The 17,985-nt window shown below is 63.2% G+C and carries 15 protein-coding genes and 1 pseudogene; 10 read left to right on the forward strand and 6 right to left on the reverse strand.

Going from position 1 to position 17,985, the window contains the following annotated elements:
• Positions 1-15 precede the first annotated feature (15 nt).
• The 8 genes from IF690_RS03025 to IF690_RS03060 all read left to right on the forward strand — a co-directional run bounded on the left by IF690_RS03025 (position 16) and on the right by IF690_RS03060 (position 10,786).
• A complete protein-coding gene (locus tag IF690_RS03025) occupies positions 16-1,425 on the forward strand; it encodes an L-histidine transporter HutT (RefSeq protein WP_202698783.1) in 1,410 nt (469 codons plus the stop codon).
• A gap of 16 nt (positions 1,426-1,441) precedes the next feature.
• Positions 1,442-2,647: an imidazolonepropionase gene (gene hutI / locus IF690_RS03030; RefSeq protein ID WP_202698784.1), complete on the forward strand. Its 1,206-nt coding sequence runs from the start codon at positions 1,442-1,444 to the stop codon at positions 2,645-2,647.
• Between the two features lie 10 nt (positions 2,648-2,657).
• Positions 2,658-3,461 (forward strand): N-formylglutamate deformylase, encoded by an 804-nt coding sequence (hutG, locus tag IF690_RS03035; RefSeq protein WP_202698785.1) that lies wholly within the window; start codon positions 2,658-2,660, stop codon positions 3,459-3,461.
• A 254-nt stretch (positions 3,462-3,715) separates the two neighbouring features.
• A complete protein-coding gene (pip, locus tag IF690_RS03040) occupies positions 3,716-4,687 on the forward strand; it encodes a prolyl aminopeptidase (RefSeq protein WP_202698786.1) in 972 nt (323 codons plus the stop codon).
• Positions 4,684-5,121 carry a D-aminoacyl-tRNA deacylase gene (gene dtd / locus IF690_RS03045; RefSeq protein WP_202698787.1) on the forward strand — a complete coding sequence of 146 codons (438 nt, stop codon included), beginning with the start codon at positions 4,684-4,686 and terminating at the stop codon, positions 5,119-5,121. The genes pip and dtd overlap by 4 nt, the downstream gene beginning before the upstream one ends.
• A 277-nt stretch (positions 5,122-5,398) precedes the next feature.
• A complete protein-coding gene (locus IF690_RS03050; protein WP_202698788.1) occupies positions 5,399-7,192 on the forward strand; it encodes a glucan biosynthesis protein G in 1,794 nt (597 codons plus the stop codon).
• On the forward strand, positions 7,185-9,755 hold the full coding sequence (gene mdoH, locus IF690_RS03055) for a glucans biosynthesis glucosyltransferase MdoH (protein ID WP_202698789.1): 2,571 nt from the start codon (positions 7,185-7,187) through the stop codon (positions 9,753-9,755). Before IF690_RS03050 ends, mdoH begins: the two co-directional genes overlap by 8 nt.
• Positions 9,756-9,988: 233 nt before the next feature.
• Complete coding sequence (locus IF690_RS03060; RefSeq protein WP_016704434.1) at positions 9,989-10,786, forward strand: transporter substrate-binding domain-containing protein; 798 nt, start codon at positions 9,989-9,991, stop codon at positions 10,784-10,786.
• An 86-nt stretch (positions 10,787-10,872) separates the two neighbouring features.
• Here the strand turns inward: IF690_RS03060 and IF690_RS03065 are convergent, their stop codons facing one another.
• Entirely contained in the window at positions 10,873-11,799 is a 927-nt protein-coding gene (locus tag IF690_RS03065) for an IS110 family RNA-guided transposase (protein WP_202698460.1), read from the reverse strand.
• A gap of 284 nt (positions 11,800-12,083) precedes the next feature.
• On the opposite strand from IF690_RS03065, the gene IF690_RS03070 reads away from it, so the two are divergent.
• Positions 12,084-13,043 (forward strand): amino acid ABC transporter permease, encoded by a 960-nt coding sequence (locus tag IF690_RS03070; protein ID WP_502710173.1) that lies wholly within the window; start codon positions 12,084-12,086, stop codon positions 13,041-13,043.
• The gene (locus IF690_RS03075) at positions 13,036-13,770 is read left to right on the forward strand and encodes an amino acid ABC transporter ATP-binding protein (protein WP_202698791.1); all 735 of its coding nucleotides are present in this window, start codon (positions 13,036-13,038) and stop codon (positions 13,768-13,770) included. Before IF690_RS03070 ends, IF690_RS03075 begins: the two co-directional genes overlap by 8 nt.
• Before the next feature lie 196 nt (positions 13,771-13,966).
• Here IF690_RS03075 and IF690_RS29225 read toward each other — a convergent pair whose 3' ends face one another.
• From IF690_RS29225 to tatB, 5 genes and pseudogenes are all read right to left on the reverse strand, one after another.
• Positions 13,967-14,839, reverse strand: coding sequence for a methyl-accepting chemotaxis protein (locus IF690_RS29225; protein ID WP_502710174.1), 873 nt, complete (start codon positions 14,837-14,839; stop codon positions 13,967-13,969).
• Positions 14,822-15,883: pseudogene (locus tag IF690_RS29230) on the reverse strand (methyl-accepting chemotaxis protein); the annotation flags it as partial. The gene IF690_RS29225 and the pseudogene IF690_RS29230, both read right to left, overlap by 18 nt.
• 157 nt (positions 15,884-16,040) lie before the next feature.
• Complete coding sequence (locus IF690_RS03085) at positions 16,041-16,748, reverse strand: 16S rRNA (uracil(1498)-N(3))-methyltransferase (protein ID WP_202698793.1); 708 nt, start codon at positions 16,746-16,748, stop codon at positions 16,041-16,043.
• Positions 16,745-17,539, reverse strand: a complete 795-nt coding sequence (tatC, locus tag IF690_RS03090) for a twin-arginine translocase subunit TatC (protein WP_009046579.1) — start codon at positions 17,537-17,539, stop codon at positions 16,745-16,747. The genes IF690_RS03085 and tatC overlap by 4 nt, the downstream gene beginning before the upstream one ends.
• Positions 17,536-17,976, reverse strand: a complete 441-nt coding sequence (gene tatB, locus IF690_RS03095; RefSeq protein ID WP_202698794.1) for a Sec-independent protein translocase protein TatB — start codon at positions 17,974-17,976, stop codon at positions 17,536-17,538. The genes tatC and tatB overlap by 4 nt, the downstream gene beginning before the upstream one ends.
• Positions 17,977-17,985: the final 9 nt, after the last annotated feature.

Here is a 17,985-nt window from a genome sequence, read left to right on the forward strand (position 1 = left end):
AATTAGGAACGAGAAATGCAACAGCAAGCTCAAGGATTGAAACGCGGGCTGTCCGCCCGACATATTCGCTTCATGGCGCTCGGGTCGGCGATCGGCACCGGGCTGTTCTATGGTTCTGCCTCGGCCATCCAGATGGCCGGTCCCGCGGTCCTCCTGGCCTACCTGATCGGTGGCGCCGCGGTGTTCATGGTGATGCGCGCGCTGGGCGAGATGGCCGTGCATAACCCGGTGTCCGGCTCGTTCGGCCACTACGCCAGCAATTACCTGGGGCCATTGCCGGGTTTTATCCTCGGCTGGACCTATGCCTTTGAAATGATCATCGTCTGCCTGGCCGACGTCACGGCCTTCGGCATCTATATGGGCTTCTGGTTTCCGGATGTGGCGCGCTGGGTCTGGGTACTCGGCATCGTGTTCCTGATCGGCGGCCTCAACCTGTGCAACGTCAAGGTCTTCGGCGAGATGGAGTTCTGGCTGTCGCTGCTGAAAGTCGGCGCGATTGTCGCGATGATCCTCGCCGGCTTCGGCATCATGCTGTTCGGCATCGGTTCGGCCAGCAGCGAGCAGGCCACCGGGGTGGCCAACCTCTGGGCCCACGGCGGTTTCATGCCCAACGGCATCGGTGGCTTGATCGCCTCGTTCGCGGTGGTGATGTTCGCCTTTGGCGGCATCGAGATCATCGGTATCACCGCCGGCGAGGCCAAGGACCCGCAGCGGGTCATCCCCAAGGCGATCAACGCGGTACCGATGCGCATCCTGCTGTTCTATGTGCTGACCCTGTTCGTGCTGATGGCCATCTATCCATGGCCGCAGATCGGTAGCCAGGGCAGTCCGTTCGTGCAGATCTTCGACAACCTGGGCATCGGCTCGGCGGCGACCATCCTCAATATCGTGGTGATCTCGGCGGCGGTATCGGCGATCAACAGCGACATCTTCGGCGCCGGGCGTATGATGTACGGCCTGGCCCAGCAAGGGCAGGCACCCAAAGGCTTTGCCCAACTGTCAAAACACGGCGTGCCGTGGATGACCGTGGTGGTCATGGGCGCCGCGCTGCTGGGCGGTGTGCTGCTGAACTACCTGATTCCGGAAAACGTGTTCCTGCTGATTGCCTCGATCGCCACCTTTGCCACGGTCTGGGTCTGGCTGATGATCCTGGTCACCCAGGTGGCCATGCGCCGCTCGATGAGCGCCGAGCAGGTCGCCCAACTGAAATTCCCGGTGCCGTTCTGGCCCTGGGCGCCGGCAGCCGCCATCGCGTTCATGCTGTTCGTCTTCGGTGTGCTGGGTTACTTCCCGCAAACCCAGGCGGCGCTGGCGGTGGGAGCGGTGTGGATCGTGCTGCTGGTGATCGCTTATCTGTTGTGGGTCAAGCCGGCCGCCGGTCAGGCGGTCCAGGTGCACCGCGACCCTTCTTTGTCCCATCGATAACTAACGGAGGCCTCGGATGAAAACTCTCTGGCAACACTGCCACGTCGCAAGCATGGCGCAAGGCGCTTACTCGATCATCGAGGATGCCGCCATCGTGACGTCAGGAGCGTTCATCGAGTGGATCGGCCCGCGCGACCAGGTTCCGGCCGGCGACTATGCCGAGCGGCATGACCTGGCGGGGGCCTGGGTCACCCCGGGCCTGATCGACTGCCACACCCACACGGTGTTCGGCGGCAACCGCAGCGGCGAATTCGAGCAACGCCTGCAAGGGGTGAGCTACGCCGAAATCGCCGCCGCCGGTGGCGGTATCGCCAGCACCGTGCGGGCCACCCGCGCGGCGAGCGAGGACGAACTGTTCGACAGCGCCCGCAAGCGCTTGAAAAGCCTGCTGCGCGACGGCGTGACCAGCGTCGAGATCAAGTCCGGCTACGGCCTGGACCTGGCCAGCGAACGCAAGATCCTGCGGGTGATCCGGCGCCTGGGCGCCGAGCTGCCGGTCAGCGTGCGCAGCACCTGCCTGGCGGCCCACGCCTTGCCGCCGGAATACGCCGAGCGTGCGGATGACTACATCGAGCACATCTGCAGCGAGATGCTCCCGGCCCTGGCGGCCGAGGGGCTGGTGGACGCGGTGGATGCGTTCTGCGAATACCTGGCGTTCTCGCCGGAGCAGGTGGAGCGGGTGTTCGTTGCCGCGCAGAAGCTCGGCCTGCCGCTGAAGCTGCACGCCGAGCAACTGTCGTCGCTGCATGGCTCCAGCCTGGCGGCGCGTTATCACGCGCTGTCGGCCGACCACCTGGAGTTCATGACCGAGGAGGACGCCATCGCCATGGCCAAGGCCGGCACCGTCGCCGTGCTATTGCCGGGCGCCTTCTATTTCCTGCGCGAAACCCAGCTGCCGCCGATGGACGCGCTGCGCAAGCACGGGGTGAAGATCGCCGTGGCCAGCGACCTCAACCCCGGCACTTCGCCGGCGCTGTCCTTGCGCCTGATGCTGAACATGGCTTGCACCTGTTTTCGCATGACCCCGGAAGAGGCCCTGGCCGGCGTGACCTTGCACGCGGCCACCGCGCTGGGCATGGAGCGGACCCATGGCTCGCTGGAGGCCGGCAAGGTGGCGGACTTCGTCGCCTGGCAGATCGATCGCCCCGCCGACCTGGCCTACTGGCTGGGTGGCGACCTGGAAAAACGCGTCGTGCGCCACGGCGTTGAAGTGGATTTATAGGAGAAGGGTTGTGGATAAGGTTCTGAACTTCAAACAAGGCCGGGTGCCGCTGCTGATCAGCATGCCTCACGCCGGCTTGCGCCTGACGCCAGCGGTCGAGGCCGGGCTGATCCCCGAGGCGCAAAGCCTGCCGGATACCGATTGGCACATCCCGCGGCTCTATGCGTTCGCCGAGGAACTGGGCGCCAGCACCCTGGCGGCCGAATATTCGCGTTTTGTCATCGACCTCAATCGCCCGTCCGACGACAAGCCTTTATATGTTGGCGCCACCACCGGGTTGTACCCGGCCACGCTGTTCGATGGCGTGCCGCTGTTCCGTGAGGGGCTGGAGCCGTCGAAGCAGGAGCGGGCCACTTACCTGGAGAAGGTCTGGACGCCTTATCACCGCATCCTGCAGCAGGAACTGGCGCGGCTGAAGGCCGAGTTCGGGTATGCCTTGCTGTTCGATGCGCACTCGATCCGTTCGCTGATCCCGCATCTGTTCGAAGGCAAGCTGCCGGACTTCAACCTGGGCACCTTCAACGGCGCCAGCTGCGATGCCGAACTGGCCAGCCAGCTGGAAGCGATCTGCGCCCGTCATGCCGGCTACAGCCATGTGCTCAACGGCCGTTTCAAGGGTGGCCATATCACCCGGCACTACGGCAACCCGGCCGAGAATATCCATGCCGTGCAACTGGAGCTGGCGCAGAGCACCTACATGGAAGAGTTCGAGCCATTCCGCTACCGCGACGATCTGGCGGCGCCGACCCAGGTGGTGCTCAAGCAGCTGCTGCAAGGGCTGCTGGCGTGGGGACAGAAGCGCTACGGGCGCTGAAGCCGGCAGGAAGCCCTGTAGCCGCTGCCGTAGGCTGCGACAAGGCCGAAGGCCTTCAGCGATCTCAAGATCCTGCGCCTGCTGCGCAGTCGAGCGCAGCCTTCGGCAGCGGCTACAGGTGCGCCTGGCTTTCCGGGGGAACAACCGCATTTTTTCCAAGGACATGCTCATTGCGTAATTCGGGTTTATGATGCCGGACGGCAGAATAATTGAAGTCCCCCCAGGGATGACCTCGACCCCTTACGGAGCGCGCAATGCAGACTTTGTACCCACAGATCAAACCCTATGCCCGGCACGATCTGGCTGTCGACGAACCCCATGTCCTGTATGTCGATGAGAGCGGTTCCCCGGAAGGCTTGCCGGTGGTGTTCATCCACGGTGGCCCGGGAGCCGGGTGCGATGCCCAGAGTCGCTGTTACTTCGACCCGAACCTGTACCGCATCATCACCTTCGACCAGCGCGGTTGCGGGCGTTCCACCCCGCACGCCAGCCTGGAAAACAACACCACCTGGGACCTGGTCGCCGACCTCGAGCGGATCCGCCTGCACCTGGGCATCGAGAAATGGGTAGTGTTCGGCGGATCCTGGGGGTCGACCCTGGCCCTGGCCTATGCGCAAACCCATCCTGAGCGTGTCCATGGCCTGATTCTGCGTGGGATCTTTCTGTGCCGCCCGCAGGAAATCGAATGGTTCTACCAGGCCGGCGCCAGCCGTCTGTTCCCCGACTACTGGCAGGACTACGTGGCGCCTATCCCGCTGGACGAGCGCGACGACCTGCTCAGCGCCTTCCACAAGCGTCTCGTCGGCAACGACCAGATTGCCCAGATGCATGCGGCCAAGGCCTGGTCGATCTGGGAAGGGCGCACCGCGACCCTGCGGCCGAACCCGCTGGTGGTCGATCGTTTCTCCGAACCGCAGCGCGCGCTGTCGATCGCCCGGATCGAATGCCACTACTTCACCAACCAGGCGTTCCTCGAGCCGAACCAGCTGATTCGCGACATGGGCAAGATTGCCCACCTGCCGGGGGTGATCGTGCACGGTCGCTACGACGTGATCTGCCCACTGGACAATGCCTGGGAACTGCACCAGGCCTGGCCGAACAGCGAACTGCAGGTGATTCGCGATGCCGGTCACGCCGCGTCCGAACCGGGCATCACCGATGCCCTGGTGCGCGCCGCTAATCAGATGGCCCGGCGTCTGCTCGACCTGCCGCCCGAAGAAGCATGAAGGGGCTGTTGCAGCGCGTGCGCGGCGCGCGGGTCGAAGTGGCGGGGGAAATCGTCGGTGCGGTGGACCAGGGCTTGCTGGTGCTGGTAGCGGTGGAGCCCGGGGACACCCGGGCCAGTGCCGACAAACTGCTGCACAAGCTGCTTAACTATCGGGTATTCAGTGATGCCGAGGGCAAGATGAACCTGTCCCTGGCCGATGTGGACGGCGGTTTGCTGCTGGTCTCGCAGTTCACCCTGGCCGCGGACACCAAAAACGGCCTGCGCCCGAGCTTTTCCACAGCGGCGCCGCCAGCCCTCGGCGAAGAACTTTTTGACTATCTGCTATGCAAGGCGCAACAGTTGCATGGCAAAGTAGCATCAGGGCGCTTCGGGGCGGATATGCAGGTCCATCTGGTCAATGATGGCCCGGTAACCTTCCTGTTACAGACCTGAAAGTGCTTGAAACATCTTTTTCGGCCGGAACCGGCCGAAAATAGGCGTTTTTCGCGATAAATACTTGGTCGCCCCTGATGCGTTGTAACGCGGGCTACTAGATAATCGCGCGCTACGGGGACCAGCGTTCGTTGGTCCGTTTTTGACTTAGGTAGAGACTTGTCCGGGACCGTTTGGGGAATCATTTAGCCCCATCGGAGTCGGAACAATGCTCGCCAACCTGGCATATAGATAGCTGGCCGTTGGTTTTTTGATCTGTTTTCGGCGAGGGTTGCTCGTGATTGTTAGTCCCTGTAATGCACCAAAATTGTCTGCCAAACGGTTACGAAACGCACTGGTGACGGGCTCTGCACTGCTTTGCCTGCTTAGCGCCGGCCAACTCTGGGCATTCAATCTGGATGATGTATCGGCCAAGGCTAAGGATCTGGCTGGGCAGAAGTACGAGGCTCCGCGCAGTAACCTGCCGAACGAATTTCGTGAGATGAAGTTCGCGGACTATCAGAAAATCCGCTTCCTGCCCGAAAAGGCCGAATGGGCCAAGCAGAAAACCCCATTCAAGCTGTCCTTCTATCATCAGGGCATGCATTTCGACACACCGGTGAAAATCAACGAAATCACCACGAACACCGTCGAAGAGATCAAATACGACTCGACCCGCTTCGACTTCGGCGACCTCAAGTTCGATCCTAAAGCCACCGACCAGCTCGGTTATGCGGGCTTCCGTGTGCTGTACCCGATCAACAAGGCGGACAAGCAGGACGAAATCATGACCATGCTCGGCGCGAGCTACTTCCGCGTCGTCGGCAAGGGTCATGTCTATGGTCTGTCGGCCCGTGGCCTGGCCATCGACACCGCGCTGCCGTCCGGCGAGGAGTTCCCGCGCTTTACCGAATTCTGGATCCAGCAACCCAAGCCGACCGACAAGCACCTGGTGATCTTCGCCCTGCTGGATTCGCCGCGCGCCACTGGCGCCTATCGCCTGACCCTGCGTCCGGGCAGCGACACCATCGTCGACGTCAAGGCCAAGATGTTCCTGCGTGACAAGGTCGGCAAGCTGGGCATCGCCCCGCTGACCAGCATGTTCCTGTTCGGCGCCAACCAGCCGTCGAAAGTCCTCAACTACCGTCGCGAGCTGCACGACTCCAGCGGCCTGTCGATCCATGCCGGCAACGGCGAGTGGATCTGGCGTCCACTGAACAACCCGAAACACCTGGCCGTGAGCAACTTCTCGGTGGAGAACCCGCGTGGCTTCGGCCTGCTGCAGCGTGGCCGCGACTTCAGCCACTACGAAGACCTCGACGACCGCTACGACAAGCGTCCAAGCGCCTGGATCGAGCCGAAGGGCGACTGGGGCAAGGGCACTGTCGACCTGGTAGAGATCCCGACCGCGGACGAAACCAACGACAACATCGTGGCGTTCTGGAGCCCGGAAAAGCAGCCTGAGCCAGGCCAGGCGTTCGATTTCGCCTATCGCCTGCACTGGACCATGGACGAAGCTTCCCTGCATTCGCCAGACAGCGCCTGGGTCGAGCAGACCCTGCGTTCCACCGGCGACGTCAAGCAATCCAACCTGATCCGCCAGCCGGACGGCAGCGTGGCCTACCTGGTGGACTTCGAAGGTCCATCCCTGGCGGCATTGCCGGAAGACACCGAGGTGCGCAGCCAGGTCAGTGTCGGCGACAACGCCGAGCTGGTGGAAAACAGCGTGCGCTACAACCCTGAAACCAAGGGCTGGCGCCTGACCCTGCGGATGAAGATCAAGGACCCGAGCAAATCCACCGAGATGCGCGCGGCCCTGGTCAAGAACGCCACCCCTGTCGAGCCGGCCAAGGCCGTGTCGCCAGCCTCCAGCGCCTCCATCGCCAAGGCCGACAAAGTCGCCGCCAAGCAGCAGGAGAAGAAAGAGGCGGATGCCAAGCAAGCCGAAGCCAAGCCGGCCAAGGACGCCAAGAACCACAAAGACGCCAAGCAGCCTGCTGCTGCCGAGGCGGCCCCAGCCACACCGGAATCTGTCCCGACCGAGCAAGTCCTGACAGAGACCTGGAGCTACCAGTTGCCTGCCGATGAGTAACGCTCAAGTACAGCCGGAGACTCTTGCCGAGTATCTGGCGCACCTGCCAATGACCGATGAGCAGCGCGCGGAACTCGCGGGCTGCAAGTCCTTCAGTGAATTGCACGAACGCCTGTCGTCGTCGACGTTCGACGCGCCTGCCGATGCCGCCCAGGCCTCGGTGGGCCGCCGGCTGATCCTGAGTTCCGCCGAGGAACTGATCGATGCCGAGATGCTGGCGCTCGATGCCAGCGGTCGTGTGTGCCTCAAGGCCACGCCGCCGATCCGGCGGACCAAGGTGGTTCCCGAGCCCTGGCGCACCAATATCCTGGTGCGTGGCTGGCGGCGCCTGACCGGGCGCACCAACCCGCCGGCACCGAAGAAGGATGAACGGGTGCTCCCGGCGGCGCGCTGGCGCACCGTGGGCTCGATCCGTCGTTACATCCTGCTGCTGCTGATGCTCGGCCAGACCATAGTGGCCGGCTGGTACATGAAAGGCATCATGCCGTACCAGGGCTGGTCGTTCGTCGACCTGGAAGAAGTCATGCATCAGCCATTGATGCAGACCGCTACCCAGGTTCTGCCGTATGCCCTGCAGACCAGCATCCTGATCATGTTCGGCATCCTGTTCTGCTGGGTCTCGGCCGGTTTCTGGACCGCGCTGATGGGCTTCCTCGAGCTGCTCACCGGGCATGACAAATACCGCATTTCCGGCAAAAGCGCCGGCAACGAGCCGATCCCCAAGGATGCCCGTACCGCCCTGGTGATGCCGATCTGCAACGAAGACGTGCCGCGGGTATTCGCCGGCCTGCGGGCGACCTTCGAGTCGGTCGCGGCCACCGGTGACCTGGACCGTTTTGACTTCTTCGTGCTCAGCGACAGTAACGACACCGATATTTGCGTGGCCGAGCAGCAGGCCTGGCTGGACGTCTGCCGTGAAACCAAGGGTTTCGGCAAGATCTTCTATCGCCGTCGCCGCCGTCGGGTGAAGCGCAAGAGCGGTAACCTCGACGACTTCTGCCGTCGTTGGGGCGGCGACTACAAATACATGGTGGTGCTCGACGCCGACAGCGTAATGAGCGGCGAATGCCTGACCAGCCTGGTGCGCCTGATGGAAGCCACGCCAGACGCCGGTATTATCCAGACCGCGCCGAAAGCCTCGGGCATGGACACCCTGTATGCGCGCATGCAGCAGTTCGCTACCCGCGTCTACGGCCCGCTGTTCACCGCCGGCCTGCACTTCTGGCAGCTGGGCGAATCCCACTACTGGGGCCACAACGCAATCATCCGCATGAAGCCGTTCATCGAGCACTGCGCCCTGGCGCCGTTGCCCGGCAAAGGCGCCTTCGCCGGTGCGATCCTGTCCCACGACTTCGTCGAAGCGGCGCTGATGCGTCGCGCCGGCTGGGGCGTGTGGATTGCCTACGACCTGCCAGGCAGCTACGAAGAACTGCCGCCGAACCTGCTCGACGAGCTCAAGCGCGACCGGCGCTGGTGCCACGGCAACCTGATGAACTTCCGCCTGTTCCTGGTCAAGGGCATGCACCCGGTGCACCGCGCGGTGTTCCTCACTGGGGTGATGTCCTACCTGTCGGCGCCTTTGTGGTTCTTCTTCCTGGTGCTGTCGACGGCCCTGCTGGCGGTCAACACCCTGATGGAGCCGCAGTACTTCCTGGAGCCGCGCCAGCTGTATCCACTGTGGCCGCAATGGCATCCGGACAAGGCGATCGCGCTGTTCTCGACCACTATCGTGCTGCTGTTCCTGCCGAAGCTGTTGAGCATCATCCTGATCTGGGCCAAGGGCGCGAAAGAATTCGGCGGCAAGTTCAAGGTGACCCTGTCGATGCTGTTGGAGATGCTGTTCTCCATGCTGCTGGCACCGGTACGGATGATCTTCCACACCCGTTTCGTGCTGGCTGCGTTCCTTGGCTGGGCCGCGACCTGGAACTCGCCACAACGTGACGACGACTCCACGCCGTGGAGCGAAGCGGTGCGCCGCCATGGTCCGCAGACCCTGCTGGGCTTCTTCTGGGCGCTGCTGGTGATCTGGCTGAACCCGAGCTTCCTCTGGTGGCTGGTACCGATCGTCGGTTCGCTGATGCTGTCGATCCCGGTGTCGGTGATTTCCAGCCGCGTCGGCCTGGGCCTGAAGTCCCGTGACGAAAGCCTGTTCCTGATCCCCGAGGAATACGCACCGCCCCAGGAACTGCTGTCCACCGACCAGTACACCCATGAAAACCGTTGGCATGCGCTGAACGACGGCTTCATCCGGGCGGTGGTCGATCCGCAGCAGAACGCCCTGGCCTGTGCCCTGGCGACGTCCCGGCACGGCCAGGCCGAGCCGATCGAGTGGCTGCGTATCGAACGTGTCCGCCATGCCCTGAAAGTGGGACCGGCGGCGCTGAACAACGGCGAGCGCCTGGCGCTGCTGAGCGATCCGGTGGCCCTGGCCCGCCTGCACGAGCAGGTCTGGAGCGAAGGCCATGCCGACTGGCTGAGCGCCTGGCGGCAATCGGTGGATGAAGATCCTCATGCACCGTTGTTGCCGTTGCGACCGCAAACGGCAATCGCCCAACCGGCCTGATGACAACGCCCTTGAGAGCACTCTCAAGGGCGTTGTTGTTTGTGGCGCCTGCTTTTGCCGCCCCCTCTGTAACAACAAATCCTGGTCAAACCCTTGTGCAAACGGACGGGTGAGTTAGCATCGCACCCCGAATTGCTGCGAGCGGGCATTCCTGGTGCCCGTATCCGTCGGTTTTCCAGGGAAAACCTGTCGCGGGTTCGCCTCACAATAAAATGGGTTCAGGGGACTTGAAGATGAAGAAGTATCTTTCGATGCTGCTGCTCGGCGTCACGGCAATGGTGGCGGTCAATGCAGCCCAGGCGGGCGCCATCGATGATGCGGTCAAGCGTGGCACGCTGAAAGTCGGCATGGACCCGACCTACATGCCGTTCGAGATGACCAACAAGCGCGGCGAGATCATCGGTTTCGAGGTCGATATCCTCAAGGCCATGACCAAGGCCATGGGCGTCAAGCTCGAGCTGGTTTCCACCGGTTACGATGGCATCATCCCGGCCCTGTTGACCGACAAGTTCGACATGATCGGCAGCGGCATGACCCTGACCCAGGAACGCAACCTGCGCCTGAACTTCAGCGAACCCTTCATCGTGGTCGGCCAGACCCTGCTGATCCGCAAGGAGCTGGAAGGCACCATCAAGTCCTATAAAGACCTGAACACCGCCGACTACCGCATCACCTCCAAGCTGGGCACCACCGGCGAAATGGTCGCCAAGAAGCTGATCGCCAAGGCCAAGTACCACGGTTACGACAACGAGCAGGAAGCCGTGCTCGACGTGGTCAACGGCAAGGCCGACGCCTTTATCTACGACGCCCCGTACAACGTGGTGGCGCTGAGCAAGGTCGGCAACGGCAAGCTTACGTTCCTCGACAAGCCGTTCACCTACGAGCCCCTGGCATTCGGCCTGAAGAAGGGGGACTACGACAGCCTCAACTTCATCAACAACTTCCTGCACCAGATCCACGAAGACGGCACCTACGATCGTATCCATGACAAGTGGTTCAAGAGCACCGAATGGCTCAAGGACATGGAATAACACTCGCTCAGACAGACCGAGTCGCCCCATTCGCGGGCAAGCCTCGCTCCTACGGATTCACGCAATCGCTGTAGCAACTGTGTTTCTCACGTGATTTGCGCAGAAGCCTGGAAGGCTTCGCGCATTCGCGCGTTCAGAATTGTGATGAGCTTGCGCATGGCAGCGACCAGCGCCAGCTTCTTTGGTTTGCCCCGACCAACCAGCCCCTCGTAAAACGTTTTGAGCACCGGGTCATAGCGAACCGCACTCAAAGCCGCCATGTAGATCATCGCTCGCGGATTGGCCCGACCACCCCAGGTAATCCGTCGCCCATGGGACCTGCCGCTATCTTTGGCAAGTGGCGCTACACCGTAGAGCTTGGCAATCGCCTTGCGATTCAAGTGGCCTAGCTCAGGCATGTCACAAACAAGAGTCGAGAGAACAACAGGGCCAACACCTTTGATCGCCGAGGCCACCTGGGCCTGTACCGACCCCTTGAGCTGCTCGCTAATGTGCATGTCCAGCTCGTCTCGGTCGGCTTCCAGGCGCTGGATATTGCGTTCAAGCATTAAACGCATGGCCGGTTGCTCAGTCAGGCGTCGCCGCTGCTTTTCTGCCGCCAGCATTTGCACCACTTGCTGGCGGCGGCGATGACAAGCGTGCAGAAACTGAGTTTCTTCGTTTGGGGGCTGATAGCGATTGAGCTTGAGGACGCTTGCCATATGGGCAAGGACGCAAGCATCCAGGCGGTCGGTTTTCGCCAACTGGCCTGTTGAACGAGCAAAGTCCCGAGCCTGTCGAGGATTGACTCTGACCATGGGCAAGCCAGCGGCATAGAGCGCCTTCAACGCTTGCAGCTCATAGCCACCGGTTGCTTCCAGGACCACTTGCTGAGGAGCGAATGGCGTTAGCCAAGCAATCACCTGCTGCCATCCTGCCGAATCATTGGAGGTGTGTAGTTGTGGTCCATGTTTGTCCACCTTCACATCCAAAGTGTCCTTGCTCACATCGATACCGGCGCCTATGCAACCCATGATGATCTCCTCTAGTCTTGAGACGTCGAGAGTTCTCCTCGGCAGCCCAGCCTTATCTTCGAGTGTCGGCTCGAGCAACTGTACGGGCGTAGTTGAGGAGAGATCGGCATGGAGACCTTGCTACAGCACGATCGTTTGAATCTAGGAGCTAGCGATCGTCCATGCCGACTCTCGACACCCAATCTGGCAGATCTAGAACAGATAAGGAGCGAGCCGGCTCGCGATGGCGTCCTGATCGGCAATATCGAACCTCCCCGCTGCAAACGGCTGGAACCTGCAAAGTGATCAAACATAAAAAAGCCCAATGGCCCTGGCACGTGCTGACCGTGCTGGTGCTGGTCGGCCTGGCTGGTGCGTTGTACTACGCCACCTCGCTGATGTCCTACGAATGGCGCTGGAACCGCGTGCCGCAGTACTTCGCCTACCAGGCCGAGGAATCGCAGCGGGCGGCGGACATCTCCACGGTCAGCGAGCTGGTGCGCAAAGGCGGCAAGGCCGAAGTCACGCTGCGCAACGACGCGGGCGGCGAGCAACTGCTGACGGTCGACGAGGACAGCCTGCAAGTCGCCCGTGGCGACGATGTGGCCGAAGGCGATGTGATCGGCGTGACCCGTCACTGGGCGGCCGGGCCGCTGCTGCTGGGGCTGTGGACCACCTTATGGCTGTCAGTGGTGTCCGGGGTATTGGGCTTGTTCATCGGCCTGGCGACCGGGCTTTGCCGGCTGTCGAACAACCCGACCCTGCGGGACCTGTCGACCCTCTACGTCGAACTGGTGCGCGGCACGCCGCTGCTGGTGCAGATCTTCATTTTCTATTTCTTCATCGGCACGGTGCTGAACCTGTCCCGCGAGTTCGCCGGGATCGCCGCGCTCTCGCTGTTCACCGGTGCCTACGTGGCGGAAATCGTCCGTGCCGGCGTTCAGTCGATCGCCCGTGGCCAGAATGAGGCGGCCCGCTCCCTGGGCCTGAACGCCAGCCAGTCGATGCGCCATGTGGTACTGCCACAGGCCTTCAAACGCGTGCTGCCACCGCTGGCCGGGCAGTTCATCAGCCTGGTGAAAGACACCTCGCTGGTATCGGTGATCGCTATCACCGAGCTGCTCAAGAGCGGGCGTGAAGTCATTACCACCTCGTTCTCGCCGTTCGAGATCCTGTTCTGCGTGGCGGCCCTGTACCTGTTGATCAACCTGCCGCTGTCGAAGATGGCCAGCCGGCTTGAGCGGAGGCTCGCACAAAGTGATTGAAGTCCGCGATCTGGTAAAAGTCTTCGACACCCGGGGCCAGGTGGTCCGCGCGGTGGATAACGTCTCCACCCGCGTGGCCAAGGGCGAAGTGCTGGTGGTGATCGGCCCGTCCGGCTCCGGCAAGTCGACCTTCCTGCGTTGTCTCAACGGCCTGGAGCAGTTCGATTCCGGCTCGGTGAGCATCGACGGCTTGCAGCTGGCCGATCCGAAGACCGATGTGAATGCCTATCGCCGCGAAGTTGGCATGGTGTTCCAGCATTTCAACCTGTTTCCGCACATGACCGTGCTGGAAAACCTTTGCCTGGCGCAGAAGGTGGTGCGCAAGCGCGGCAAGCAGGAGCGTGAGGCCAAGGCCCTGGCGTTGCTGGAGAAGGTCGGTATCGCGCAGAAGGCCAACGAGTTCCCGTCGCGCCTCTCCGGCGGCCAGCAGCAGCGCGTGGCCATCGCCCGGGCGCTGGCCATGGAGCCCAAGGTCATGCTGTTCGACGAGCCGACCTCGGCGCTGGACCCGGAAATGGTCGGCGAAGTGCTGGACGTGATGAAAACCCTGGCCCTGGAAGGCATGACCATGGTCTGCGTGACCCACGAAATGGGCTTTGCCCGGGAAGTGGCGGATCGGGTGCTGTTCTTCGATCATGGCAAATTGCTGGAAGACGCCTCGCCAGCGGCGTTCTTCGATGCGCCCCAGGACCCGCGGGCCCAGGCGTTCCTGCGTCAGGTCCTGTAATCCTTCCGGTATCCGCCTGGAAATACGTTCTGTAGCCGCTGCCGAGCCCGCGAGGCTGCGATAAGGCCCGAAGGGCCTTGGTTCCCGATCTCCAGCCGAACACAGGGTGGCCATGAGATCGCTGCGACCGTACTCCGAACGCGGCCCGGGTCGGTCGCAGCCTGCGGCAGCGGCTACAGGAGGTAGCCGCCTTGGGTCAGACCCGGAAGCGTCCGACCAGGGTCTGCAAATGGGTCCCCAGGCGCGCCAGCTCGACGCTGGAGGCCGCTGTCTCCTCACTGGCTGCCGAGGTCTGTTCGGACACGTCGCGCACGTTCAGCACGCTTCTGTTGATTTCCTCGGCCACCGCGCTCTGCTGTTCGGCCGCGGCGGCGATCTGCTGGTTCATCGCCTGGATCGCCGAGACGGTGCGGGTGATGTTTTCCAGCGAGCCACCGGCCCGGCGGGTCAGTTCGACACTGCTGTCGGTCAGGTCGCGACTGTTGTCCATGATATTGGCCACTTCCTGGGTGCCGTTCTGCAGGCCGACGATCAGCTCCTCGATCTCTTCGGTGGACTTCTGGGTGCGCTGCGCCAGGCTGCGCACCTCGTCGGCCACCACCGCAAAACCGCGGCCGGCCTCGCCCGCGCGGGCGGCTTCGATGGCGGCGTTGAGGGCCAGCAGGTTGGTCTGCTGGGCGACCGACTTGATCACGTCGAGCACGCTGCCGATCTTGTCGCTTTCCTGCTTCAGGTGGCCCATGGCGGCGGTGGAGTTGCCGACCTCGGCGGCCAGGCGTTCGATCTGCGCGATCGCCTCGCCAACCACCTTGTCGCCCTCGCGGGCCTGCAGATCGGCGGCGACCGCGGCTTCCGAGGCTTCTTCGGCGTTGCGCGCGACTTCCTGGACCGTGGCGGCCATTTCATTCATGGCGGTGGCGACCTGGTCGGTCTCGACTTTCTGGCTGTTGACCCCGGCGCTGGTCTGCTCGGTCACCGCCGACAGTTGCTCGGCGGCGCTGGCAATCTGGGTGACGCCATCGCTGATGCCGCCGATCAGCTCGCGCAGGCTCAGGGTCATGCGTTGCATGGCCTGTTGCAGCTGGCCAAGTTCGTCGCGACGCTCGACCTGCAGGTTTTCGCTGAGATCGCCCGAGGCGACACGCTCGACCACCTTGAGGGTCTGGCGCAGCGGAATGACGATCTGCCGGGTGATGCTCCAGGCGGCGGCCAGGCCGAACAGCAGGGCCAGGGCGGTGACGATGGCCAGGGTGCCCCTGGCCCGGGCGGCGTCGCTGTCGCGTTTGTGGGTTTGCGCGGCGGTCAGTTGCTTGCTGACTTCCATCAGGCGATCGCCCTGGGCCGCCATGCGCTTGAGCGCGGCGGCGCTGGCCACCTGGGAGTCGCGAAACTCGCTGACCGCGGAGCGATAGCCCTTGAGGGCATCGGTGGCCTGTTGCAGGTTGGCCAGGTGCTGTTCCGGCAGCTTGGCCGGCAGGCTGGCAAGGTTGTTCAGGGCGTTGTCGATGGCGTCCAGCGCCGGCTGTTCGGCCTCGGCCTTACCGCTGTAGGTGTAGCCGCGGACCTGGAAGCGCGCCTGCTGGATCAGCTTGCTCAGGTCGATGACGCTGTTGAATTGCGCCACGCTGTCGCCCTGCAGCATGGATTTTTCCACTTCGGCCACCCGGGCCACGGCGTTATCGGCGGTGGCGCCCAGTTTGGCGCGGGCGGCTTCGCGGCTGGCGGTGGCGCGGGTCATGTCGGCGAAGGCCAGCTTGTACTCGCTGACGGCGGCGATCTGCTGGTCGATCATGGCGATGCTTTCAGGCATTTCCAGCATCTTGCGCGCGGTTTGCAAGCCTTCGTCGAGCTTGCTCAGCAGCTCGCTGACGGCCCCCGGACCCTGCTCGCCACGGCGCATTTCATAGTCCAGGCGCGCGATGCGCAGGTCCTTGGTCCGCTCGTTGAGGGTGGAGATGTAGCCCAGCTTGTCGCCGCGCTCGATCACATGGCCCAGGCCCAGCCAGCCGGTCGCGGTGATCAGCAGGGTCAGTAGCAGCACCAGACCGAAGCCAACGCCGAGTTTGAGGTTGACGCTCACATTTCCCAGACTCTGGGCTAACCAACGGTACATGCCGCGAACTCCCTTGGGCGATTGATAGGTTTTGTAGAAAGCCTATCGGCTGCATCAAATAAATCTGAAGCGCAGGAGCGAGGCTTGCCCGCGATGGGGCCGTGTCAGGTACCCAGCCATCGCGGGTAAACCTCGCTCCTGCGGGAGTGGGGATTAATTAGAACAGGCGGGCGAGAAGGGCGGTGACAGCGGTTTCGACCCGCAGGATGCGCTCGCCGAGCTGTACCGGTTGCAGGCCGGACTTGCCCAGCAGGTCGATTTCGTAGGGGATCCAGCCACCTTCCGGGCCGATGGCCAGGGTCACCGGCTCATCCAGGCCACGAGGGCAGGCCGGGTATTGGCCGGGATGGCCGACCAGGCCGCGGGTGCCTTCGACCAGCGCCGGCAGGCGGTCTTCGACGAAGGGTTTGAAGCGCTTTTCGATGATCACTTCCGGCAGCACGCTGTCGCGGGCCTGTTCCAGGCCGAGGATCAGTTGCTCGCGAATCGCCTCGGGTTCGAGGAAAGGCGTTTGCCAGAAGCTTTTCTCGACCCGGTAGCTGTTCACCAGCACCAGCCGGGGCACGCCCATGGCGGCGACGGTTTGCAGCACCCGGCGGAGCATTTTCGGGCGGGGCAGGGCCAGCACCAGGGTCAGGGGCAGCTTGGCTGGCGGTGGCTGGTCGAGGCTGACTTGCAGTTCGGCTTCCCCGGGTTCCAGGCGCAGCAGCTCGGCCGAGCCCATCAGGCCGCCGATACGGCCGACCCGCAGGCTGTCGCCCACCGCGGCACGATGGACTTCCTGCATGTGGGTCAGGCGGCGATCGCGCAGGATCACCCGGTCGGCCGCGATGAAGTCGGCCTCCTCGAGCAGCAGCAGGTTCACGCTTGGGTCGCTGGCGGCTGGTCGTTGTGGTCTTCGGCCGGCTGGTCGTCCGGATGGTCGCCACGCTTGCTGATCAGGCTGCCGAACAGGATGCCGATCTCGAACAGCAGCCACATCGGTACCGCCAGCAGGGTCTGGGAGAAGATGTCCGGCGGGGTCAGGATCATGCCGACCACGAAGCAGCCGATGATCACGTACGGGCGGATTTTCTTCAGGTAGGCGACGTCGACCACGCCGATCCACACCAGCAGCACCACCGCCACCGGGATCTCGAACGCCACGCCGAAGGCGAAGAACAGGGTCATGACGAAGTCGAGGTAGCTGGTGATGTCGGTCATCATTTCCACGCCGGCCGGGGTGGCCGCGGCGAAGAACTTGAAGATCAGCGGGAACACCAGGAAGTAGGCGAAGGCCATGCCGATGTAGAACAGCAGGATGCTGGAGACCAGCAGCGGTACGGCGATGCGCTTTTCATGCTTGTACAGGCCGGGGGCGATGAACCCCCAGATCTGGTGCAGGATCACCGGGATCGCCAGGAACAGCGAGACCATCATCGTCAGCTTGAGCGGGGTCAGGAACGGCGACGCCACGTCGGTGGCGATCATCGTTGCGCCCGCCGGCAGGTATTGGCGCAGCGGCGTGGAGACGATGGTGTAGATCTGCTGGGTGAAGGCGAACAGCCCGCCGAAGATCAGGAAGATCGCCGCCACGCAGCGCAGCAACCGGGTGCGCAACTCGGTGAGGTGCGACACCAGCGGCATATGTTGGTCGTTTTCCGGAATATCGCTCATGGGGCTCGCGGCGGCAAAGTAGGGTCGTGGGGGGCTGGCGTGACAGGCGTGGTCACGGGCGCAGCCGGTTCGGCCGGTGCGGTTGCGGCAGTGGGGCTGGCCGTGGTCGCGCTGGCTGGCGTTTCAGGCGCCGCGACGGGCGCATGCAGGCTCTGCTCGGCCACGGGCTCGACCGGTGTCGGCTGTTGCTGGGTCGGATTGAGGATCTTCCGCGCTTCCTGTTCCAGCGACAGAATGTGTTCGTTGTGCAGTTGCCGACGAATTTCATCGGCACCGATTTCCCGTTCAACTTCCTGCTTGATCGCATTGAAGCTGCGCTTCAAACGGCCGATCCACAGGCCTGCGGTGCGCGCGGCGCCCGGCAGGCGCTCGGGGCCGAGCACCAGCAGGGCCACCAGTCCGACGAGCAGCAGTTCAGGGAAGCTGATACCAAACATTAGTCAGTG

Origin of the sequence: Pseudomonas sp. SK3(2021) (assembly GCF_016772375.1) — a bacterium.
Classification (GTDB): Bacteria; Pseudomonadota; Gammaproteobacteria; order Pseudomonadales; family Pseudomonadaceae; genus Aquipseudomonas; species Aquipseudomonas chlororaphis_I.

Bases quoted from the DNA above. Each gene is read 5' to 3' on its own strand.
- IF690_RS03060 (WP_016704434.1), top strand. From the start codon at position 9,989: ATGAAGAAGTATCTTTCGATGCTGCTGCTCGGCGTCACGGCAATGGTG.
- IF690_RS03065 (WP_202698460.1), bottom strand. From the start codon at position 11,799: ATGGGTTGCATAGGCGCCGGTATCGATGTGAGCAAGGACACTTTGGAT.
- tatC (WP_009046579.1), bottom strand. From the start codon at position 17,539: ATGAGCGATATTCCGGAAAACGACCAACATATGCCGCTGGTGTCGCAC.
- pip (WP_202698786.1), top strand. From the start codon at position 3,716: ATGCAGACTTTGTACCCACAGATCAAACCCTATGCCCGGCACGATCTG.
- dtd (WP_202698787.1), top strand. From the start codon at position 4,684: ATGAAGGGGCTGTTGCAGCGCGTGCGCGGCGCGCGGGTCGAAGTGGCG.
- hutI (WP_202698784.1), top strand. From the start codon at position 1,442: ATGAAAACTCTCTGGCAACACTGCCACGTCGCAAGCATGGCGCAAGGC.
- IF690_RS29225 (WP_502710174.1), bottom strand. From the start codon at position 14,839: ATGCAACGCATGACCCTGAGCCTGCGCGAGCTGATCGGCGGCATCAGC.
- IF690_RS03025 (WP_202698783.1), top strand. From the start codon at position 16: ATGCAACAGCAAGCTCAAGGATTGAAACGCGGGCTGTCCGCCCGACAT.
- mdoH (WP_202698789.1), top strand. From the start codon at position 7,185: ATGAGTAACGCTCAAGTACAGCCGGAGACTCTTGCCGAGTATCTGGCG.
- tatB (WP_202698794.1), bottom strand. From the start codon at position 17,976: ATGTTTGGTATCAGCTTCCCTGAACTGCTGCTCGTCGGACTGGTGGCC.